The sequence below is a fragment of the Bradyrhizobium sp. Leaf396 genome (assembly GCF_001424605.1).
GTDB lineage: Bacteria > Pseudomonadota > Alphaproteobacteria > Rhizobiales > Xanthobacteraceae > Bradyrhizobium > Bradyrhizobium japonicum_C.
Genome location: NZ_LMQJ01000056.1, coordinates 313992 through 334774 on the forward strand (window position 1 = coordinate 313992; position 20783 = coordinate 334774).

General features: G+C 64.5%; 19 protein-coding genes and 1 tRNA gene. 11 read left to right on the forward strand and 9 right to left on the reverse strand.

The genetic code is table 11. The features are described from left to right. Positions 1-143 precede the first annotated feature (143 nt). Both ASG57_RS31125 and ASG57_RS31130 read left to right on the forward strand, forming a co-directional pair. On the forward strand, positions 144-1469 hold the full coding sequence (locus tag ASG57_RS31125) for an FAD-binding oxidoreductase (protein ID WP_057198807.1): 1326 nt from the start codon (positions 144-146) through the stop codon (positions 1467-1469). A 3-nt stretch (positions 1470-1472) separates the two neighbouring features. Next, the gene (locus ASG57_RS31130) at positions 1473-2213 is read left to right on the forward strand and encodes an SDR family oxidoreductase (RefSeq protein WP_057198808.1); all 741 of its coding nucleotides are present in this window, start codon (positions 1473-1475) and stop codon (positions 2211-2213) included. Between the two features lie 51 nt (positions 2214-2264). Here ASG57_RS31130 and ASG57_RS31135 read toward each other — a convergent pair whose 3' ends face one another. Beyond that, complete coding sequence (locus ASG57_RS31135) at positions 2265-3230, reverse strand: complex I NDUFA9 subunit family protein (RefSeq protein ID WP_057198829.1); 966 nt, start codon at positions 3228-3230, stop codon at positions 2265-2267. A gap of 152 nt (positions 3231-3382) precedes the next feature. Here ASG57_RS31135 and ASG57_RS31140 point away from each other — a divergent pair. After that, positions 3383-3469 (forward strand) — tRNA-Leu (locus tag ASG57_RS31140). 494 nt (positions 3470-3963) lie between these two features. On the opposite strand, the gene ASG57_RS31150 is transcribed toward ASG57_RS31140, so the two are convergent. Further along, the gene (locus ASG57_RS31150; protein ID WP_057198830.1) at positions 3964-5235 is read right to left on the reverse strand and encodes an MFS transporter; all 1272 of its coding nucleotides are present in this window, start codon (positions 5233-5235) and stop codon (positions 3964-3966) included. A 278-nt stretch (positions 5236-5513) separates the two neighbouring features. Between ASG57_RS31150 and ASG57_RS31155 the strand changes: the two genes are divergently transcribed. The 8 genes from ASG57_RS31155 (at position 5514) to ptsN (ending at position 13514) form a co-directional block, all read left to right on the forward strand. Further along, positions 5514-6836 carry a UbiA family prenyltransferase gene (locus ASG57_RS31155; RefSeq protein WP_057198809.1) on the forward strand — a complete coding sequence of 441 codons (1323 nt, stop codon included), beginning with the start codon at positions 5514-5516 and terminating at the stop codon, positions 6834-6836. Positions 6837-6950: 114 nt separating this feature from the next. Continuing rightward, the gene (locus ASG57_RS31160; protein WP_024338618.1) at positions 6951-7565 is read left to right on the forward strand and encodes a ribonuclease D; all 615 of its coding nucleotides are present in this window, start codon (positions 6951-6953) and stop codon (positions 7563-7565) included. A 164-nt stretch (positions 7566-7729) separates the two neighbouring features. Continuing rightward, positions 7730-8464: an LPS export ABC transporter periplasmic protein LptC gene (gene lptC, locus ASG57_RS31165; protein ID WP_024338617.1), complete on the forward strand. Its 735-nt coding sequence runs from the start codon at positions 7730-7732 to the stop codon at positions 8462-8464. Then, a complete protein-coding gene (locus tag ASG57_RS31170) occupies positions 8461-9189 on the forward strand; it encodes an LptA/OstA family protein (RefSeq protein ID WP_156402868.1) in 729 nt (242 codons plus the stop codon). Before lptC ends, ASG57_RS31170 begins: the two co-directional genes overlap by 4 nt. Positions 9190-9411: 222 nt before the next feature. Then, entirely contained in the window at positions 9412-10407 is a 996-nt protein-coding gene (lptB, locus tag ASG57_RS31175; RefSeq protein WP_024338615.1) for an LPS export ABC transporter ATP-binding protein, read from the forward strand. Between the two features lie 89 nt (positions 10408-10496). Further along, complete coding sequence (rpoN, locus tag ASG57_RS31180) at positions 10497-12134, forward strand: RNA polymerase factor sigma-54 (RefSeq protein ID WP_024338614.1); 1638 nt, start codon at positions 10497-10499, stop codon at positions 12132-12134. A gap of 83 nt (positions 12135-12217) precedes the next feature. Then, complete coding sequence (gene hpf, locus ASG57_RS31185) at positions 12218-12823, forward strand: ribosome hibernation-promoting factor, HPF/YfiA family (protein WP_024338613.1); 606 nt, start codon at positions 12218-12220, stop codon at positions 12821-12823. 229 nt (positions 12824-13052) lie between these two features. Continuing rightward, positions 13053-13514 (forward strand): PTS IIA-like nitrogen regulatory protein PtsN, encoded by a 462-nt coding sequence (gene ptsN / locus ASG57_RS31190; RefSeq protein WP_008141251.1) that lies wholly within the window; start codon positions 13053-13055, stop codon positions 13512-13514. 264 nt (positions 13515-13778) lie between these two features. Here the strand turns inward: ptsN and ASG57_RS31195 are convergent, their stop codons facing one another. From ASG57_RS31195 to ASG57_RS31225, 7 genes are all read right to left on the reverse strand, one after another. Beyond that, positions 13779-14051, reverse strand: a complete 273-nt coding sequence (locus ASG57_RS31195) for a BQ00720 family protein (protein ID WP_011083553.1) — start codon at positions 14049-14051, stop codon at positions 13779-13781. Positions 14052-14101: 50 nt separating this feature from the next. Continuing rightward, on the reverse strand, positions 14102-14527 hold the full coding sequence (locus ASG57_RS31200; protein WP_024338612.1) for an Hsp20 family protein: 426 nt from the start codon (positions 14525-14527) through the stop codon (positions 14102-14104). 269 nt (positions 14528-14796) lie between these two features. After that, positions 14797-15885, reverse strand: a complete 1089-nt coding sequence (locus ASG57_RS31205; protein WP_024338611.1) for a sn-glycerol-3-phosphate import ATP-binding protein UgpC — start codon at positions 15883-15885, stop codon at positions 14797-14799. Positions 15886-16006: 121 nt separating this feature from the next. After that, positions 16007-16855, reverse strand: a complete 849-nt coding sequence (ugpE, locus tag ASG57_RS31210) for a sn-glycerol-3-phosphate ABC transporter permease UgpE (protein WP_024338610.1) — start codon at positions 16853-16855, stop codon at positions 16007-16009. Further along, entirely contained in the window at positions 16855-17736 is an 882-nt protein-coding gene (ugpA, locus tag ASG57_RS31215; RefSeq protein WP_024338609.1) for a sn-glycerol-3-phosphate ABC transporter permease UgpA, read from the reverse strand. The genes ugpE and ugpA overlap by 1 nt, the downstream gene beginning before the upstream one ends. A gap of 49 nt (positions 17737-17785) precedes the next feature. Then, complete coding sequence (gene ugpB / locus ASG57_RS31220) at positions 17786-19102, reverse strand: sn-glycerol-3-phosphate ABC transporter substrate-binding protein UgpB (protein WP_024338608.1); 1317 nt, start codon at positions 19100-19102, stop codon at positions 17786-17788. A 371-nt stretch (positions 19103-19473) separates the two neighbouring features. Further along, on the reverse strand, positions 19474-20694 hold the full coding sequence (locus tag ASG57_RS31225) for a CaiB/BaiF CoA transferase family protein (RefSeq protein WP_035698016.1): 1221 nt from the start codon (positions 20692-20694) through the stop codon (positions 19474-19476). Positions 20695-20783 lie beyond the last annotated feature (89 nt).

The window sequence follows — 20783 nt, forward strand, 5'->3', positions numbered from 1 at the left end:
GCCGGTATCACTTGGGGCGCGATCCCGGATCAAGCTGGCGCTCCATCCAGGCTACGCTCCTCCTGCGCCTCAACCCAAAATAAGCTTTTGATCGGTAGTCAGTTTCCAAAGCCGGGCGGCGCGCCCGGCACAGGAGCTGAGCCATGACCCTCGTCAGCGGCTGGGGCCGTTTCCCGGTCGTCGATAGCGAAGTGCTGCGTCCGCGTTCGTTCGGAGCGGTCGGCGAGGCCGTCTCGGCCGGCAGCATCGCGCGCGGCAATGGCCGCGCCTACGGCGATGCCGCGATCGGCGCCCTCAGGACCGTGACGATGACGGGCTTCGACCGGGTCAGGTCGTTCGATCCGGCGAGCGGGCGCATCCGCCTGGAGGCCGGCGTGCTGCTCTCGGACCTGATCGACACCTTCGGCCCGCGCGGTTTCCTGCCCTTCGTCGTGCCCGGCACGCGTTTCGTGTCGATCGGCGGCGCCATCGCGGCCGACGTGCACGGCAAGAACCATCATTGCGAAGGCGGCTTCGGCCGCTATGTCGACAGCATCCTGCTGCGCACGGGACAGGGCGAGACCATCGAAGCCTCGCGCGAGCAGAATTCCGATGCGTTCTTCGCCACCATCGGCGGCATGGGACTGACCGGAATCATCCTCGAAGCGACGTTGCGGCTGCGGCAGGTCGAAACGGGGTGGATCTGGGAGCGCGTGATTTCGGCATCCGATCTCGACGCCGCGATGCGCGCGCTCGAGATGAGCGATTCTGCGACCTATTCGGTGGCGTGGATTGATTGCGCCGCGCGTGGGCGTGATCTCGGCCGCTCGCTGATCTATCTCGGCGAGCAGGCGGCAAGGGACGAACTCCCTGCCGGCGCCGCCGCGTTTCCCGTCGACAAAGATCCCGGCCTTGGTGTGCCCGTCGACCTGCCCTCGATGACGCTGAACCGCTTCAGCATCCGCGCCTTCAACGAGCTGTACTACCGCATGGGCGCGCGGCGCGCCGGCGGCGGCCGCGTGGTTTCGCTCTATCCCTATTTCTTTCCGCTCGACAGTCTCAAGGACTGGAATCGCATCTATGGCAAGCGCGGCTTCCTGCAGCATCAATGCGTCGTTCCCGAAACCGGTGCGCGCGATGTGCTCGGCGACCTCCTCGATCGAGTCGCGCGACGCGGCGATGCCTCGTTCCTGGCGGTGCTGAAGAGGCTCGGCCAGGGCGACGGCATCCTGTCGTTTCCGCTGCCCGGCTATACGCTGGCGCTGGATTTCCCGTTGAGGGGCGACATCCTGAATTTTCTCGACGAGATCGATCGTCTCGTCGTCGCCGCCGGCGGACGTCTCTACCTCGCCAAGGATGCGCGCCAGTCGCGTGCGACGTTCGCGGCGGGCTATCCCGCTCTGTCGCGCTTCAACGCCATTCGCAAATCGCTCGATCCCGCTGGCAATATCCGCTCGAAATTGTCGCAACGTCTCTTCGATGAGGTCTAGGCCATGACGTCACGCAAGACTGTATTGGTGCTCGGTGGCTCCTCCGACATCGGCCGCGCCGCCGCGCGCGCCTTTGCCAAGGCGGGATACGATGTGGTGCTCGCCGGCCGCGACGTCGCCGCGCTCGATCCGGATGCCGCCGATCTGCGCGCGCGCTACGATATCGACGTCGGTCTCGCCAGGTTCGACGTGCTCGACACGGCTTCATTCGACGCCTTTGCCGGGTCCCTTTCGGCGCTGCCCGACGTCGTGATTTCCATCGTCGGCCTGCTCGGCGTGCAGCAGAATGCCGAGAGCGATCTCGCCCACGCCACCGCGATCATGCGCTCCAACTACGAGGGGCCGTCGCTGATCCTCGGCCTGTTCGCGGAGAAGTTCTTGGCACGCGGGAGCGGTACGCTCGTCGGCGTGTCCTCGGTCGCGGGCGATCGCGGCCGTGCCTCGAACTATGTCTATGGATCGGCCAAGGCCGGCTTCTCCGCCTTCCTGTCCGGCCTGCGCGCCCGCTCCAGCCGTGGCGGCGTTCACGTGGTCACGGTGAAGCCCGGCTTCGTCCGCACCAGGATGACCGAAGGCATGAAGCTGATCGGCCCGCTCACCGTCGAGGCGAGCGTGGTGGGCGATGCAATTCTTCAGGCGGTCGAGAGAAAGACCGACGTCGTCTATGTCAGCGGCAAATGGCGCCTCGTGATGCTGATCATCAAGACGCTGCCGGAAGCGGTGTTCAAGAAGCTGAAGTTCTGACCGCTGCCGCGCTGACGGTAGGCTCTCTGCCCAGCCCAGAGCAATGACGCTTTACGCGCTCTTGCGCTGGAATTGACCGGCTGCGCGGAAACGCCAGAGATATTGCGGGGCGATTGCTTCCAGCGAATCCGGGGTGATGCCGAGGCCTTCCAGCGTCAGGCCGGCCGCCTTCGCCGCCTCCGAGACGACATTGTCGCGCTCGAGCAGCGTGACCTGGTCCGGCGTCAGCTTGAAAGCGCCCGGCGCGAATTGCAGGAAGGCCGCCTTGAACCGGGCGAGGCCGAACGGCAGCGGGATCAGCATTCGCTCGCGATCGGTGATCTCAAGGATGGTCTGGATGATCTCGCGCATGGTCAGCACTTCCGGCCCGCCGAGCTCGTAGGTGCCGCCCGCCTTGGTCTTGCCGTCGACGGCGTCCGCAATCGCGGTGGCGACGTCGCCGACATAGACCGGCTGCATCTTCGTTTCGCCGCCGATCAGCGGCAGCACCGGCGACATCCGGGCAAGCGCGGCAAAGCGGTTGGTGAACTGGTCCTCGGGGCCGAATATCACGGAGGGACGGAAGATCGTCGCCGACGGCACCGCGGCCAGGGCCGCGGTCTCGCCGGCCGCCTTGGCCCTGGCGTAGCGCGAGGGCGATTCGGCATCGGCGCCGATTGCTGAAACATGCACCAGCTGTGCCCCAGCGGCGGCGGCCGCCTTGGCAACGGTCTCGGCACCCCTGGCCTGGACGGCGTCGAAGGTTTGCGCGCCGCCCTCGGTGAGGACGCCGACGAGATTGATCGCGACATGCGAATCACGCAGCGCGGCCTGGACCGAGGCCGGATAGCGCAGATTCGCCTGTACGCTGTGGATCTGCCCGACGCGGCCGAGCGGCTGGAGATGCCCGGCGAGTTCCGGCCGCCGGACCGCCACCCGGACCCGGTAATCCCTCTTGCACAGGGCGCGGACGACGCTGCGGCCCAAAAACCCCGATCCGCCGAAAACCGTGACGAGCGTGTCCAGATTCGATGCCATGAGGGGTCCCGTCCTGCCGAAAGAGTGCGTCTTGTCAGGCTTGTATCGGGCCGGTTTGCGATGCGCAATCGGCATCCCGAACCGGGCCTCAAGCATGAATTGACAACGGCGTCACCGAACCGTAGTAACCGCCTCCGTGCCCCAAACGGCATGCCCAGGTGGTGGAATTGGTAGACGCGCTGGCTTCAGGTGCCAGTGGCTTAACGGCCGTGAAGGTTCGAGTCCTTTCCTGGGCACCATGCTTTCCTGGATCGCAAGCAGATCCAGATAGATAAGCCCTTTCAGAGTGTTGCGATGGTATCGGGCCTTAGGCCGACGGCGGTGCCCTCTTTGCAATGGAGATACAGCCATCGTTAGCTGATGCAACCCGTGCTGCCGGTTGGGAGCTCGGCTGATTCATCGGAGTAGGTGCAATGCGCGGCGTCTCTGGATGGTGCGTCTTGGGATCGAGTGTCTTGGGATCGAGCGTCTTGGGCCTTTGCCTCCTCATCGGTCCGTGCGTTTCCGCGAAGGCCGCCGCACGAGGGCATCACAAGTCGCAACATGTCGTCGTTCGGCCGGGCCAGGCCGTGGTGCCAGTCTACGTCACTCCGAATGGTGTGCGCATCTATCGCGACGACTCCGTTCCCGGCGGTCTGCGGACCGACCACGACGACCCTCCAGCTTATGACGATCCATCCAAGTTCGGTGGCGGCTGATCGACGAGCCGGGCTGCTGCTGCTGCATGGTGCCCTTACACCACCAGTTTCCCCGTCTGCTCCGCCACGGCCTTCTGCACGAAATACATCGCCACCAGCGTGATGATCGTCGTCGCGACGACGACGTAGCCGATCCGGTCGAAATGGATCAGCGCGCCATCGGGCGCTTGCGCGATGATTGCGCCGGCGAGCACCGCGCCGATACCCCCGGAGAGCTGCTGGAGCGAGGCGCTCGCCGCGCTGAACGAGCCGCGCTGGCTCGCATCGGGGATCGCGGACATCACCGCCTGCGACGGGATCATGCGCGAGAAGATGCCGACGAACATCAGGACGTTGACTAGAATCGCAGTCGCGAGCGAGACGTGGCCGAGGTTTGTGTAGATCAGCACCATGACCACGGTCATCGCGCATCCGAACACGAAGGTCGGATACTTGCCGAAGGCGTCGCTGGCGCGGCCGACCAGCGGTCCCGTGACGATGCTGAACAGCCCGGAGACGAGATAGATCGTCGGCAGATGCGCGATGTCGATGCCGAGATTGTGCACGGTATAGGCGCTGGAGAACGGCATCAGCATGTAACCGCCCGTCGCCAGCAGCGTCGTGACGAGGAAGGCGAGCGTATAGCGCGGCTGACCGATGGTCGCGACCAGATGGTGGAACGGGTTTCTGTCCTGCTTCAGCTTCAGATGCGCGTCGACCGGCTCCATGGCGAAGGCGATGATGGCGATTGCCGCGATCGACAGCGCGACGATCGCAACGAAGCAGACATGCCAGTTCCAGTAATTGGCGAGAAACAGCCCGGCGGGAATGCCGAGCACCTGGCTCGCGGCAAACGCCGTCTGGATGAAACCCATCACGCGGCCGCGCTGATGCAGCGGGAACAGGTCGGTGATGATGGCCAGCACGACCGCGCCGATCACGCCGCCGAACAATCCGGTCACGATCCGGCCGAGCAGTAGCACGTGATAGTTCTGCGCGGCGGCGCATAGCGCCGTTCCGAGCGTGAAGCCGACATAGAAGAACAGCAAGAGGCGCTTGCGATCGAAGCGATCGGCAAAGCCGGCGGCGAGAATGCCCGAGAGTCCCGCACTGAACGCGTAGGCCGATACCGCGACGCCGAACTGCCCCGCCGTGATGTCGAGTGCGGGCATCAGGATCGCGCCGAGCGGCGACATGATGATGAAGTCGAGAATGATCGTGAACTGCGTGAACGCGAGCAGCGCGATGAGCAGCATCTGGTAGCGCGAGAAGCCGCGCTGGCGTTGCTGTGGATCGTCGACGGGCGCTGCGAGCGTCTGTTCGGTCATTGGCACCTGGTTGAGGGCGAAGGGGAGGGGGAACTGGCAGATGGGGTGAGCAAGCACGATTTCCACGGGCCGCACGGCGCACATTGTGCCGGAATACGGGATCCCTGAAGGTTGTGGGATCCCTGCAACAGTCCTGCAGCCCGATCGAGGTTCGTACCGCTGCCCTGGTCCGCCGATTAAGCCGCCTTTAGCGAATGCTCCGCTAATGTCCTGACCTTCCATTTCCCTGCTCCCCGGCCGAATGCCGGTCATGTTGCGGTAATTCAGAGCGTTTTCGGATGGAGCAGCCTGCCCGGCACTACGATCCTGGCGTGTCCGAGCCGGCAGCAAGCCCGGCGGCGGACCGGACGCTCGTCATCGATCTCGAAGGCGCCCTGCTGCGTTCCGAGCTGCTGATGGAGGCGCTGTTGTCCAGTCCCGGACGCATGCTGGCCCGCTTCGGCGCCGGCGGACGCGCCGGCATGGCGGCGCTCACGGATGTCCTGGCGCGGGCCGAGATCGACTATGCCCATCTGCCCTATGATTCCGACGTGCTGAACCGGGCGCTGGCGGCGCGGGCGCGGGGTGAGAAGATCTATCTCGTCGCGGATCGCTTTGCCGGTCATGCCGCCGGCATCGCGACGCATCTCGGCTTTGACGGCATCGTCACGCCGGCCGAGCTCGCTGCGGGCGGCCTGCCGTTCGACCGCGCCGCGATCGAGCGGATCGAACGTCGCGGCACCCCGAGGCCCGGCCTCAAGACCTGGGCGAAGGCGCTGCGCGTCTACCAATACGCCAAGAACACGCTGGTATTCGTGCCGGTCATCACCGCGCATCAGCTGAACTTCCAGACGCTCGGCTACGCGCTGCTCGCTTTTCTGGCGTTCTCGGCCTGCGCGTCGGGCGCCTATCTGATGAACGATCTGCTCGATCTCGCCGCGGACCGGCAGCATCCGACCAAGCGCCATCGCGCGCTCGCCGCCGGCGAATTGCCGATCTCGTCGGCGCTGGCGGCGATCCCCGTGTTGTGGTTGCTTGCGGTCGGAGCTAGCCTCTGCATCTCGCCCCTCTTCCTCGCTGTGCTCGGCGCCTATCTCGCCACCACGATCGCCTATTCGCTCGTGCTCAAGCGCAAGATGCTGGTCGACATCGTCACCCTCGCCGCTCTCTACACGCTCCGCATCGTCGCCGGCGCCGTCGGTGTCGGCGTGGTGCTGTCGGAATGGCTCCTGATCTTCTCGCTGTTCGTGTTCACCTCGCTGGCGCTGATCAAGCGCTTCAGCGAACTCAGCATGCGCGAGAGCGCAGGGCTCGCCGATCCCTCCAATCGAGACTACAGGATCACCGATTTGCACGTCATCGCCGCGATGGCGGCGGCGAGTGCGATGAACGCGGTGACGGTGTTCTCACTCTATGTCTCCTCGTCTGCGGTGACGCCGCTCTACAGCCGTCCCTGGATGCTGTGGCTGCTCACCCCGCTGCTGCTGTACTGGTTCGGCCGCGCCCTGATGATGGCGCATCGCCGCGAGATGCCGGACGATCCGATCCTGTACGCGTTCCGGGATGGGCCCAGCCGCATCGCGGTTGCGGCGATGATCTGCATCATGCTCGCCGCGATCTGACCGCCCGTAAGTCACGGCCGCCGCTTGCGTCACCTGCCGCCACTGGCTACATCGCGGTCCATCCGATTAGCCTATGATATCGCGCACCGAATCGATCCGAGGTTTTGACACGCCATGACCGTACGCCTGCACCGCGGCGACTTGCCCGACCTGTCCCGCTACACCGGAGCGGTGGCGATCGACACCGAGACCATGGGGCTGAACCCGCATCGCGACCGGCTCTGCGTGGTGCAGCTCTCGCCCGGCGACGGCAGCGCCGACGTGGTGCAGATCCCCAAGGGGCACACCGACGCGCCGAACCTGAAGGCGCTGCTCGCCGATCCGGCGGTGACCAAGATCTTCCACTTCGCGCGGTTCGACGTCGCGGTGCTTTACCAGACCTTCGGCGTCATGACCGGGCCGATCTATTGCACCAAGATCGCCTCCCGCCTGACCCGCACCTATACCGACCGCCATGGTCTCAAGGATCTCGTGCGCGAGGTCCTCAACATCGACCTTTCCAAGCAGCAGCAGTCCAGCGACTGGGGTTCCGACAACCTGACCGAGCCGCAGCTCGCCTATGCCGCCTCCGACGTGCTGCATCTGCATGGCTTGCGCGAGCGGCTCGACACCATGCTGGTCCGGGAAGGCCGTAGCAAGCTCGCCCAGGCCTGTTTCGACTTCCTGCCGACCCGGGCATTGCTCGACCTCCAGGGCTGGTCGGAAGAGGACATCTTCGCGCATTCCTGAAGGCCCTGCGCGGCAGTTGGCCCGAGCTTGCCGCCCCGTTTCGGACACTTTCGTAACCGCCTGTCGCCGGCTGCATATTTGGCCGGCCCGGGATAGAGTGGAACGTCCTTCAACCGGACAAGGCGAGGCATATCTCAGGAGCCCAGGTTGACTCAGGAGCCCAGGTGAATTCGGCCCAGAATCCGACCTACGACGCCGCGCTCGCGGCGAAGTTTGCCAGCGCGGCGCGCCACAGCCGCCTGGTGCGGATCCTGCGCGTGGCCGTGCCGGGGGCGGTGCTGCTGTCCATGGCGGTCATTGTCGGCGTGTCGATCTTCAACCCGTTCCGCATGCTGATGCCGAAGCTGCCGCTCGATTCCGGGAACCTGGTGGTCTCGGGCACCAAGATCACGATGGAATCGCCGCATCTGGCCGGCTTCACGCCGGACCAGCGGCCCTACGAGCTCTGGGCCAAGACCGCGACCCAGGACATCACCGACCCGGATCATGTCGATCTCTCCGATGTGCGCGCAAAGGTGCTGATGGAGGACCAATCCACCCTGTTGCTCGATGCCCGCACCGGCCGCTTCGACAACAAGCAGCAGCAGCTCGAGCTGCGCAAGGACATCTTCCTGCGCACCTCGGCCGGCTATGAGGCGCGGCTGAACTCCGCCTTTGTCGACATGGGCAAGGGCACGGTCTCCTCGGACGAGCGTGTCGACGTCAAGCTCACCAACGGCACACTGACCGCAGACAGGCTGCGCATCACCGAAGGCGGCGAACTCATCCGCTTCGAGGGCAATGTGGTGATGCATCTGGAAAAGCTGGATGATCCTGCCGCCGCACAGCCTGCGCCTGCAGACCCTGCCCCGCCGGCAAAGCCACGTACGCCTCAGAACAAGGCCGCCAGTTCAAGATGATTTTGATGACCAGGATTCTTTCGCGTGGCGCCGGCAAGCGGTGCGGCATCTCTGGCGCAGCCGCGCTCGCCGCCGGCCTCGCGCTGCTCGTCACCGGTGCGGCCGTCGCGCAGAGCACGATGCAGGGCGTGCCCAATGCGATGCAGGGCTTTTCGCAGAACCGCGATCAGCCGATCCAGATCGAGGCGGCCTCGCTCGAGATGCGCGACAAGAAGAAGGAGGCGACCTTCGCCGGCAATGTGAAGGTGGTGCAGGGCGACACCACGATGACCTCGAAGACGCTCGTGGTGTTCTACGATTCCGGCGGTGGCGAAAAGCCGGCCGCGCCGCAGCCCGCGGCGAAGGGCGCGAAATCGGCTCCGATGCAATCGGCGACGCCGGGACCCGGAGGCAGCTCCTCGATCAAGCGGCTGGAGGCACGCGGCAATGTCGTGGTCACCCAGAAGGATCAGGTGGTGACGGGCGAGACCGCCGTGTTCGACACCAGGACCAACCTCATCACCATGCTCGGTGGCGTGGTCTTGACGCAATGCAAGAACGTGCTGCGCGGTGACCGCCTGATGGTCGACATGACGACCGGCGTCTCGCGTGTGGAATCCGACAGCGGCCGGGTTCAGGCGCTGCTGCCGCAGGGCGGCGGCAGCGATTGCGGCCCAGCGGGGCAGAGTGCCAAACCCGGCGCGGCGCCGCCTCTGCAATTGCCCGGTGCAAGTAAACAAAAGTAAGTCCAACCACTTGCTTCGGGTGCGCCCGATCCAAGGTTGAAGCTTGGCTGGCGAGACTGTATCTAGCGCGCAGGGCTTTCGAAGCGGGGCCGCCGCTTTTCGGGCGTGTTTCACTGGGCATGAGACATCCCTTCACCCAGTTGCGTCAGCGGATTGGTCAGGCTGGCGCGGCAGATCGCGCAAAAGTCGCGCAAAGAGCACGCGCAACGCTAGAAGGCGGGGATGGTCGATCTCTTCAGCATGTTCCGTCGGCGCCCCGCCAAGCGCGGCCGGCCAGGATTTGCGCGCCAGGACATCACCGCGCTCGGTGACAGCGTCGGTGGCCTCGTGCCCAGTCCTGTCCGCGACGCACCGCCGATCGCCCGGGACCAGCCGATGCGCGCGCCCGATCCGTTCCAGGGTGACTATCAGGTCGAGCCGCCGCGCCCGCAGGCTGTTCACCCCCTGAGAAGCGCCGCCGCGTCCAATGGCGGCGGTCCTCAGCTGCTGAAGCGGCCGGGCTTCCTGGCCGTGCATGGCGTGAAAAAGTCCTTCGGCAGCCGTCAGGTCGTGCGCGGCGTCAGTATTTATGTGCGGCGCGGCGAAGCGGTCGGCCTGCTCGGGCCGAACGGCGCCGGCAAGACCACCGTGTTCTACATGATCACCGGGCTGATCAAGGCCGACCACGGCGCGATCGAGCTCGACGGCCACGACGTCACCAAGCTGCCGATGTATCAGCGTGCGCGGCTCGGAATCGGGTATCTGCCGCAGGAAGCCTCGATCTTCCGCGGCCTCACCGTCGAGCAGAACATCCGCGCCGTGCTCGAAGTGGTGGAGCCCTCGCGCAAGAAGCGCGAGCAGCAGCTCGATTCGCTGCTCGACGAGTTCAACATCACCCGCCTGCGCAAATCGCCTTCGATCGCGCTGTCGGGCGGCGAGCGGCGCCGCGTCGAGATCGCACGCGCGCTGGCGACGCGGCCGAACTACATGCTGCTCGACGAGCCCTTCGCCGGCATCGACCCGATCGCGGTCGGCGACATCCAGGATCTGGTCCGCCACCTCACCAATCGCGGCATCGGCGTGCTCATCACCGACCACAACGTCCGCGAGACGCTCGGTCTCACCGATCGCGCCTATATCGTCTATGCCGGGGAAATCTTGACCGAGGGAACCCCGGATGAGATCGTCGCGGATCCGGACGTTCGCCGTCTTTACCTTGGCGAGGAATTCCGCCTCTAGCCCGTTTTTGCGTTTCGTCAAGACGTGTACATCGGGCTCAGACTAGGATAAGCAAAAATCGGACCAATTTAGGGAACGGTTCTTGCTTCATGGCCCTCACGCAGAGATTAGAGTTCCGGCAGTCGCAGTCGCTGGTCATGACGCCGCAGCTGATGCAGGCGATCAAGCTGCTGCAATTGTCCAATCTCGATCTCACGACCTTTGTGGAAGAGGAGCTTGAGCGCAATCCGCTGCTGGAACGGGCCAGTGACGAGGGCCCGGCGGGCGAGTCCCCGGCCGAGGTCGGAAGTTACGGCGATTCCGAGGGTGGCCAGGGGGATGGCCACGGCGACGGTCCGGGCGAGGACGGATTCGGCGGCAGCGGCGACGGTTTCGAGCCCGGCCAGGAAGAATGGATGAGCAAGGATCTCGGCACCCGCGCCGAGATCGAGCAGACCCTGGATACCGGTCTGGACAACGTCTTCTCCGAGGAGCCTGCCGAGGCTGCGGCCCGCACCGCCCAGGACGCCGCGCCGACCACCTATACCGAATGGGGTGGCGGCGCCTCTGGTGACGAAGATTACAATCTCGAAGCCTTTGTCGCGGCCGAGACAACCTTGTCGGACCATCTCGCCGAGCAGCTGTCGGTCGCCTTCGCCGCACCCGCCCAGCGCATGATCGGCCAATACCTGATCGACCTCGTCGACGAGGCCGGCTACCTGCCGCCCGATCTCGGCCAGGCCGCCGAGCGGCTCGGCGCGTCGCAACAGGACGTCGAAGCCGTCCTCGCGGTGCTGCAGAAATTCGATCCGCCCGGCGTCTGCGCGCGTTCTTTGAGTGAATGCCTGGCGATCCAGCTCCGCGAGCTCGACCGCTACGACCCGGCGATGCAGGCTCTCGTCGAGCATCTCGATCTCCTCGCCAAGCGCGACATTGCGTCCTTGCGCAAGCTGTGCGGCGTCGACGACGAGGACATCGCCGACATGATCGGCGAAATCCGCCGTCTCAATCCCAAGCCCGGCATGAAGTTCGGCTCGGCGCGCCTGCAGACCATGGTGCCCGACGTCTATGTCCGTCCGGGCCCCGACGGCGGCTGGCATGTCGAGCTCAACAGCGACACGTTGCCGCGCGTGCTGGTCAACCAGACCTACTATTCCGAGCTGTCGAAGAAGATCGGCAAGGATGGCGACAAGTCCTATTTCACCGACGCGCTCCAGAACGCGACCTGGCTCGTGCGCGCGCTCGACCAACGCGCCCGCACCATCCTGAAAGTCGCAACCGAGATCGTGCGGCAGCAGGACGGCTTCTTCACCCATGGCGTGGCTCACTTGCGGCCGCTCAATCTGAAGGCCGTCGCCGACGCCATCCAGATGCATGAATCCACGGTGTCGCGCGTGACCGCCAACAAGTACATGGCGACCAACCGCGGCACGTTCGAGCTGAAATATTTCTTCACGGCCTCGATCGCCTCGGCCGATGGCGGCGAGGCGCATTCGGCCGAAGCCGTGCGTCACCATATCAAGCAGCTGATCGATTCCGAGGAGCCCTCGGCGATCTTGTCGGATGACACCATCGTGGAACGCTTGCGCGCCTCGGGCATTGATATTGCCCGCCGCACGGTCGCGAAGTACCGCGAAGCCATGCGCATACCCTCCTCGGTGCAACGCCGCCGCGACAAGCAGAGCGCTCTTGGTAACGTCCTCTCCACCGCATTGTCTGATCGCTCCCGCAACACCGAGCCGGCCTGATTGCGCTGGCGCGAAATCGCGCTACTCTCATCTCCCTTTCGCGATCGATCCAAGCTGGGCAATCAAACCAAGCGAGGCATCAAATGACTCTCCGGGTTTCGGGAAAGAGCATCAGCGTCGGCGAGGCCCTGCGCGGCCGCGTTGCCGAGCGCACCGAAGAGGTGCTGCGCAAATATTTCGACGGCAATTATTCCGGCCACATCACGCTCAGCAAGGACGGCTTCGGCTTTCGCACCGATTGCGCGCTGCATCTCGATTCCGGAATTACGCTGGAAGCTGATTCGAACGCGCCGGATGCCTATGCCAGTGCCGACCAGGCGCTGGTGATGATCGAGAGGCGGCTGCGTCGCTACAAGAACCGCCTCAAGGACCGCTCCGCCCGCAAGGCCCATGCCGCCTCCGAGGCGATGGCTGCACTCGACGCCACCAGCTATGTGCTGGAAGCGCCCGGAGAGGACGAGGAGGAAGTCACCGGCTACAGCCCCGTCATCATCGCCGAGCAAACCACCTCGCTGAAGCGGCTCTCGGTCAGCGAGGCAGTGATGGAACTCGACCTCAGCGGAGCTCCGTGCCTGGTATTCCAGCATGGTTCGTCCGGCCGGGTGAACATCATTTACCGCCGCGCGGACGGCAATGTCGGCTGGATTGATCCGCCGGAAGCCAAGGTCGACGGCAAGTCGGACGGTTAGGCCGGGGGACCGGCACCCGTACCATTCCGGCCCTTAACAATGGCCGTGGCAAAGCCGCACGCGGGAGTTGGCACCGGGATTGCGTTGGAGTAGAAGCCCCCCACATCAGGACCTAACGGGACTTGGGCTAAGTCCGCCTCCTGCTTCATGTTATTGACGCCGGCTCAGCTTGGTCTATCAAGCGGGCCAATTCGGAACCTGACGGCTTCATTCACCTCGGAAACCCTCCATGCCGATTACCGATCTGGTCGCACCCGAGGCGATTCTCCCGGCATTGAAGGTCAACAGCAAGAAGCAGGCCCTGCAGGAGCTCGCCGCCAAGGCCGCCGAGCTGACCGGGCAGAACGAGCGCTCCGTGTTCGAGGTGTTGCTGCAACGGGAGAAGCTCGGCACGACCGCGGTCGGCTATGGCGTCGCCATTCCGCACGGCAAGCTGCCCAAGCTGGAAAAGATCTTCGGCCTGTTCGCGCGCCTCGATCGCCCGATCGATTTCGAGGCGATGGACGGCCAGCCGGTCGATCTCGTCTTCCTGCTGCTCGCGCCCGAAGGCGCCGGCGCCGATCATTTGAAGGCGCTCGCCCGCATCGCCCGCCTCTTGCGCGACCAGGACATCGCCAAGAAGCTCCGCGCCTCGCGCGATGCCCAGGCGATCTATTCGGTGCTGGCGCTGCCGCCGGCGACGGCGGCCTGAGCCTCATCGCGAGGCGCAACTGCGGCAACATCCGCCTTTCGTGCCTAGCTCTCGACACCGTCATTGCGAGGAGCCTTGCGACGAAGCAATCCAGAGTCCCTCCGCGCGAGGATCTGGATTGCGTCTCGAAGCCTCATCGGCCGCGCTTTGCGCGAACCCGTCGGCTCCGAATGATGATGCGCATATCATCACTCAAAATGAAAACGGGCACGCCTTCGCTCGAAGGCATGCCCGCTCAAAACTCTCTTCGTACGACGCGCGTGCTCAGTGCACGCTGACGGCTTGCAGCTCGTTGCTCCAGGCGTTGGCGACCGCGGCTTCGCGGCTGTCGGTCAGCATGATCGGCGTGCCGTCGGCGGCATGAAGCGCGAACAGCTTGAGGCCCGGCGCGATTTTCGGCGCCTCCGGAAACAGGCCCGGCACGTCTTCGGAGCGGATCTGCTTCACATAGGCGATATGGCCTTCGCCCAGAGTTGCCAGCGTCTCCGGAGAGACGTTCTTGGCTTCGTATTCGAACGCAACGTGACCTTCACTCATGGTCTCGACTCCTCTGGAACACTAAGCGGTCGAGTCCGCTACTCGTTCCATTATTCGTGCTCATTGATAGCGATTGTCTTAACGATCCTCTCCGGCTCAGGCCGGGCCAGATCGATCGACAACAACCCGTTCTTCAGATCCGCACCCAGCACCAGCATCCCTTCCGCCAGCACGAAGGTGCGCTGGAAGTGGCGCGCGGCGATGCCGCGATGGATGTATTGCCGGGTCTTGTCGTCCTGCTGCCGCCCGCGGATCACGAGCTGGTTTTCCTCAATGGTTACATCGAGTTGGTCGCGGGTGAATCCGGCAACCGCCAGCGTGATGCGCAAACGCTCGGGCTGGCCGTCCGTGCGGTCACACCTCTCGATATTGTAGGGAGGGTAGCCGTCGGCGCCTTTGACGACGCGGTCGAGCACGCGCTCGATCTCGTCGAAGCCCAGCAGGAAGGGGCTGGAGAGCGTTGGAACACGAGACATAGTTTACAAAGTCCTCGCGGAAGCGACTTTGGTGTGTCGGGGCCCGTAGTGGCACCCCTTGCCCAGCAATATGGGCACGTTCTGCTGTGGGTTCAAGCACGTAGCGGGGGGCTGTGGATGGTCGCCCGGCCGTCAGGTGCTGCCGGACGTCATGCCCGGGACAAGCCCGGGCACGACGAAGTTGCGGGCGAATACCCCAGCGAAAACATGGCGTCTTCTACTGTGCATGGGGTTGTTTTTGCGCTCGGGTTGTCGGGGGCCGGAACCCCTCAGGCCTCGAGCCGCTTGCGCCCGTCGCCGCTGAACAGATGCAGCTTCGCCGGTCGTGCGGCGACGCGGATCCTCGCGCCGATCGCGGGGGCTTCGGTTCCGGGAATGCGGACGATGATCTCGCCGGGCGGCAGCTCGCCGGGGGTGGCGGCGACGTGCTTCTCCTCCTGCTCACGGGAGCCGTAGACGAAGGTTTCCGCGCCGACGCGCTCGATCGCTTCCACGGTGAGCGGCAGCGCGACGCCGCCGTCCGGGGTCTGGTCGGTGATGACGAAATCCTCCGGGCGGATGCCGAGGACGCCGGCGTCGGCCGCCGCGCTGCCCGCCAGCTGCGACCGGATCTCCTCGGGACGCGTCGACATCAAGTTCATCGGCGGTGCGCCGATGAAGGAGGCGACGAAGGTGGTCGCCGGCTTTTCGTAGATCGCCAGGGGATTACCGACCTGCTCGACCTGCCCCCCGTTCATCACGACGAGAATGTCGGCGAGCGTCATCGCCTCGAGCTGGTCATGGGTGACGTAGATCGACGTGGTGTTGAGTCGGCGCTGCAGTCTGCGGATCTCGACGCGCATCGCGATGCGCAGCTTGGCGTCGAGGTTGGAGAGCGGCTCGTCGAACAGGAATACCTTCGGCTGGCGCACGATGGCGCGACCCATGGCGACGCGCTGGCGCTGACCGCCGGAGAGCTGGCGCGGCTTGCGGTCCAGCATCGCGGAGAGCTCGAGCACGCGCGCGGCTTCCTCGACGCGGGTCTTGATCTCGGCTTCGGCCATGCCGCGGTTGCGCAGGCCATAGGCCATGTTGTTGTAGACGCTCATATGCGGATAGAGCGCGTAGTTCTGGAACACCATCGCGATATCGCGATCGGCGGGTTCGATTCCGTTGACGACACGGCCGCCGATGTCGATCTCGCCGCCGGTGACGGTCTCGAGGCCCGCGACCATGCGCAGGAGCGTGGACTTGCCGCAGCCGGAGGGACCGACCAGCACGCAGAATTGTCCGTCGCCGACATCGACGTCGACGCCCTTGATGGCCTCGAAGCCGCCGGGATAGGTCTTGCGGACGTTGCGCAGGGTGACGTTAGCCATTGCGAGCTCCGCTCGGGCGAGTGGCGGATCGTGAGTGGCGAGTAGTTGATCTGCTTGGAATGCAACGCCCGTTCGATCGTCGGCGTACGATTCGCCATTCGCTACTCACTATTCGCCCCTCTCACTTTTCAGTCTCGACCAGGCCGCGCACGAACAGCTTCTGCATGACGACGACGACGAACACCGGCGGCAGCATGGCCAGCACGGCGGTTGCCATCACGATCGGCCATTCGGTCAGCGCGTCGGTGGTGGTGATCATCTTGCGGATGCCGATCTGGATCGTCTGCATGTCGTCGCGCGTCGTGATCAGCAGCGGCCAGAGATATTGATTCCAGCCGAGGATGAACAGGATCACGAACAGCGCCGCCATGTTGGTGCGCGACAGCGGCAGCAGCGTATCCCAGAAGAAGCGGAAGGGGCCTGCGCCGTCGATGCGCGAGGCCTCCAGCAATTCGTCCGGCACGGTCATGAAGAACTGGCGGAACAGCAGCGTCGCGGTGGCGGATGCGATCAGCGGGAGCGACAGGCCGGCATAGCTGTCGAGCATGTGCAGATCGGCGACGATCTTGTAGGTCGGATAGATGCGCACCTCGACCGGCAGCATCAGCGTGATGAAGATCAGCCAGAAGATCGCCATCCGGAACGGAAAGCGGAAATACACGATCGCATAGGCCGAGATGATCGAGATCGCGATCTTGCCGATCGCGATCAGGAGCGCCATCACCAGCGAGTTCAGCATCATGTTGCCGACCGGCTCGCGGGTCGAGCCGCTCGTGCCGACGAAGATCGTCTGGTAGTAGGTCTCGAAGAAATGACCGCCGGGCAGCAGCGACATCTGGCCGTTCGCGATCACCGCGTTGTCCTGGGACGACGCGATGATTGCGAGATAGACCGGGAAGGCGACGATCGCGATCCCGATCCAGAGGATGATGTGGGCGATGTAGCGCCGGAAGCCTTCTTCCTCGACCATCAGTAGGTCACCTTGCGTTCGACGAAGCGGAACTGGATTCCGGTCAGCACGATGACCATGATCATCAGGATCACCGATTGCGCAGCCGAGCTGCCGAGGTTTCCGCCGAGCAGGCCGTCGGTATAGACCTTGTAGACCAGCGTCTCCGTCGACTTGCCGGGACCGCCGCGGGTCATGGTGTCGATGATGCCGAACGTGTCGAAGAAGGCGTAGACGATGTTGACGACCAGGAGGAAGAAGATGGTCGGCGACAGCAGCGGGAACGTCACGGTCCAGAACCGCCGCATCGGCCGGGCGCCGTCGATCGCGGCGGCTTCGAGCACGCTTTTGGGGATGCTCTGCAGGCCGGCGAGGAAGAACAGGAAATTGTAGGAGATCTGCTTCCAGGCGGCGGCGAGGATGATCAGCGCTGCGGCCTGGTCGCCGTCGAGCAGCGGATTCCAGTCGACGCCGAGCGCGCGCAGATAGCGCGAGAGCACGCCGAGCGAGGGATGCAGCATGAAGATCCAGAGCACGCCGACGACCGGCGGAGCCACCGCATAGGGCCAGATCAGGAGTGTGCGGTAGAGCATCGAGCCGCGCAGCGGCTTGTCCGCCATCACCGCGAGCAGCAGCGCAAAAGACAGCGACGACACCGCGATCGCAAACGAGAAGAAGAAGGTGCGCAGGATCGCCTCGAAATAGGCGGGCTCCTTGAACAGATCGATGTAATTTTCGAACCAGACGAAGCTGGTCGAAAGGCCGAAGGCATCCTGGAGCAGGAACGACTGGATCATCGCCTGCAAGGCCGGCCAGTAGAAGAAAACCAGGACGATCGCGAGCTGCGGTGCAACCAGCGCGTAGGGCAATAGCTTCGACTGGAAAATGGCTTGCTTTTGCATGATGCCCGCGGGAGCGGCAGGCCGGCTGACCGGCCTGCCGCTTGTCGCCTTACTTGACGGCGGTCTTTTCGAACTGGCGCAGCATGGTGTTGCCGCGCTCCACGGCCGAATCCAGCGCCTGCTTGGCGGTCTTCTTGCCGGCCAGGGCCTGCTCGATCTCTTCCGACCAGACGTCGCGGAGCTGCACCATGTTGCCGAGGCGCAGGCCGCGCGAGTTCTCGGTCGGCTCCTTGTTGGTCAGCTCGAGCAGCGGGGTCTCGAGATAAGGCTGATCCTTGTAGAAGCCTTCCGCCTTGGCCTTCTCATAGGCCGCCTTGGTGATCGGCAGATAGCCCGACGATTTGTGGATATAGACCTGGCGATCCGTATCGGACAGGAAGGTCAGGAACTTCGCTACACCCTTGTACTCCTCGGCCGACTTGCCACCCATGATCCAGAGCGAGGCGCCGCCGATGATCGAATTCTGCGGTGCGCCCTTCACGTCGGGATAGTAGGGCATCGGCACCGCGGTGAAGGCGAACTTGGCCTGCGCCTTGACGTTGCCGAAGAACGCCGACGAGGTCAGGTAGAGGGGGCATTCGCCCGACGTGAAGCGGCCTTCGCCGGTGTTGGTCCGGCCGGCATAGTCGTAGGTCTTGTCCTTCTGGAGCTCGACGAGGTTCTCCAGATGCTTGACCTGGAGCGGTCCGTTGAACGAGAGCACGGTATCGAAGCCGTCGAGGCCGTTGGCTTTGGTCGACAGCGGCACGTTGTGCCAGGCGGAGAGCTGCTCGAGATTGACCCAGGTGACCCAGGAGTTGGAGAAGCCGCACGTCGCGTGGCCGGCCGCCTTCAGCTTCTTGGCCGCGTCGAACACTTCGGGCCAGGTCTTCGGGATCTCGACATTGGCCTTCTTCAGCGCGTCGAGATTGACCCACATCACCGTCGACGACGAGTTGAAGGGGAAGGACAGCATCTCGCCCTTCGAGGTCGAATAATAGCCGGTGATCGCGGGCAGATAGGCCTTGGGATCGAACTTCTCGCCGGTCTCGGCCATCAGCTTGTAGACCGGCTTCACGGCGCCGGTCGCGGCCATCATGGTGGCGGTGCCGACCTCGAACACCTGCATGATGTGCGGCGCATTGCCGGCACGGAACGCGGCGATGCCGGCGTTCATCGTGTCGGCGTAGTTGCCCTTGTAGGTCGGGATCACCTTGAAATCGCCCTGCGAGGCGTTGAAGTCGTTGGCGAGCTTGACGATGACGTCGTTGTTGGCGCCGGTCATCGCGTGCCACCACTGGATTTCGGTCACGGCGAGTGCCGGCGAGGCGCCGAAACCAACCGTGAGTGCAACAGCAGCAGCCGCACCAAAATGTCGAAGAGCCATCAAGAAAACCTCCCTTGCCCGTCAATGAAGAAGCGCTTGCGCTAGCAGCGCCATATGACGTTCACATGACTGTGTAAGCGGCCGAAACGAAAGCGGCAAGCGCTGCTCGTCAAATAGGCGAAGACGGATCGGGCAGCCTTTCCCGTTCGCGCTGCACTATCGTGCCCGCGCCGCAGCGCGGCATCAGATCATGAGCGCCGAAAGAACAGGCCGCGGGCCCGAAAGCCTCTCCCGCTTGCGGGAGCGGTCGCGCCGAAGGCGCGGGTGAGGGCTCTGTCCTCTGGGAGATTATCCCGTTGCGGAGACACCTCTCCCAACCCCTCCCCCGCAAGCGGAAGAGGGCGTGCATTGCAATTGAAGCTCGTCTTATCTCAACGCTTGCGCTCGGGGCCGCAGACCGTGCCCTTGGCCACCATCGCGTCGATCTCGGCCTTGGAGTAGCCGAACTCGCCCAGCACCTCCCGGGAGTGCTGGCTGAACTTGGGCGGCAGGCGGCGCAGGCTCGGCTTTGAGCGGTCGAGCCGGATCGGCGAGGCAACGCCCTTGTACCAGTCCTTCTCGATAATATCGCCGCGGTAGATCGTGTGCGGATTGGTCAACGCCTGGTCGATCTTCTGGACGGGACCTGCGGGCAGGCCCGCAGCGAGCAGGCGATCGCACAGCGGCTCGGCCTCGTGCTGGCTGAACACCGCGGCAAGCTCGGCACGCAGCGCCTCCCGGTTGGCGATGCGGTCCTTGTTGCGCGCAAAGCGCGGATCGGTGCCCAGCTCCGGCTTGCCGATCTCCTTGCAGAGCTTGCGGAAGGTGCCATCATTTCCGACGCCGATGAAGATGTTGTCGGTCTTGGTCGGGAAGATCGCGTAAGGCACAAGGTTCGGGTGCTCGTTGCCGGTGAGGCTCGGCGGCTTCCCATGCATGAAATAGTTCGCGGTGTGCGGATGCATGATGGCAAGGCCGGTCTCGTACAGCGTCGTCTCCAGGAACTGGCCCTTGCCCGAGCGCTGACGTTCCGACAGCGCCATCAGGATGCCGATCGCCGCATAGAGCCCGGTGCCGATGTCGACCAAGGGCACGCCAATCCGCATCGGACCGCTCTCGGGCGAGCCGGTCGCGGCGATCATGCCGGTCATGGCCTGGATGATGGCGTCATAGCCCGGATTGCCGCCGCGCGGGCCGTCGGCGCCGAAGCCGCAGATCCGGCAATGCACGAGGCGCGGGAATTTGTCGCGCAAGGTCTCGTTGCCGATGCCCCACTTCTCCAGCGTGCCCGGCTTGAAATTCTCGATCAGGACGTCGGCGGTCTCCAGCATCTTCAGCAGCACGGCACGGCCGCCCTCGGAGGCGAGGTCGAGGCCGATCGAGCGCTTGTTGCGGTTGATGCCGATGAAATAGGCCGCGTCCTCCTCGTGGAAGGGAGGGCCCCAGTCGCGCACCTCGTCGCCTGCGGGCGGCTCGACCTTGATCACGTCGGCGCCGTGGTCAGCGAGGATCTGGGTACAGTACGGTCCGCCGAGCACGCGCGTGAGATCGATGACGCGCAGTCCGCTCATGGCACCTGGGGCGGCTTCAGAACCCGCGGCTTCAGAACTCATGCCTTCGCTTCTCCTGTGTCGGCGTTCGATCACAGGCCTAGCGAGGTTTTTTTGCGCCAGCAATGGCGCCGCGCGTGGGGCCGTATGCG

Coding starts and splice junctions, on each gene's coding strand:
- ASG57_RS31200 (WP_024338612.1), bottom strand. CDS start 14,527: ATGTCTCGTGTTCCAACGCTCTCCAGCCCCTTCCTGCTGGGCTTCGAC.
- ugpE (WP_024338610.1), bottom strand. CDS start 16,855: ATGGTCGAGGAAGAAGGCTTCCGGCGCTACATCGCCCACATCATCCTC.
- ASG57_RS31160 (WP_024338618.1), top strand. CDS start 6,951: ATGACCGTACGCCTGCACCGCGGCGACTTGCCCGACCTGTCCCGCTAC.
- hpf (WP_024338613.1), top strand. CDS start 12,218: ATGACTCTCCGGGTTTCGGGAAAGAGCATCAGCGTCGGCGAGGCCCTG.
- ASG57_RS31170 (WP_156402868.1), top strand. CDS start 8,461: ATGATTTTGATGACCAGGATTCTTTCGCGTGGCGCCGGCAAGCGGTGC.
- ASG57_RS31225 (WP_035698016.1), bottom strand. CDS start 20,694: ATGAGTTCTGAAGCCGCGGGTTCTGAAGCCGCCCCAGGTGCCATGAGC.
- ASG57_RS31155 (WP_057198809.1), top strand. CDS start 5,514: ATGGAGCAGCCTGCCCGGCACTACGATCCTGGCGTGTCCGAGCCGGCA.
- ASG57_RS31125 (WP_057198807.1), top strand. CDS start 144: ATGACCCTCGTCAGCGGCTGGGGCCGTTTCCCGGTCGTCGATAGCGAA.
- ASG57_RS31135 (WP_057198829.1), bottom strand. CDS start 3,230: ATGGCATCGAATCTGGACACGCTCGTCACGGTTTTCGGCGGATCGGGG.
- lptB (WP_024338615.1), top strand. CDS start 9,412: ATGGTCGATCTCTTCAGCATGTTCCGTCGGCGCCCCGCCAAGCGCGGC.
- ptsN (WP_008141251.1), top strand. CDS start 13,053: ATGCCGATTACCGATCTGGTCGCACCCGAGGCGATTCTCCCGGCATTG.
- ASG57_RS31130 (WP_057198808.1), top strand. CDS start 1,473: ATGACGTCACGCAAGACTGTATTGGTGCTCGGTGGCTCCTCCGACATC.
- ASG57_RS31195 (WP_011083553.1), bottom strand. CDS start 14,051: ATGAGTGAAGGTCACGTTGCGTTCGAATACGAAGCCAAGAACGTCTCT.
- rpoN (WP_024338614.1), top strand. CDS start 10,497: ATGGCCCTCACGCAGAGATTAGAGTTCCGGCAGTCGCAGTCGCTGGTC.
- ugpA (WP_024338609.1), bottom strand. CDS start 17,736: ATGCAAAAGCAAGCCATTTTCCAGTCGAAGCTATTGCCCTACGCGCTG.
- ASG57_RS31205 (WP_024338611.1), bottom strand. CDS start 15,885: ATGGCTAACGTCACCCTGCGCAACGTCCGCAAGACCTATCCCGGCGGC.
- ASG57_RS31150 (WP_057198830.1), bottom strand. CDS start 5,235: ATGACCGAACAGACGCTCGCAGCGCCCGTCGACGATCCACAGCAACGC.
- ugpB (WP_024338608.1), bottom strand. CDS start 19,102: ATGGCTCTTCGACATTTTGGTGCGGCTGCTGCTGTTGCACTCACGGTT.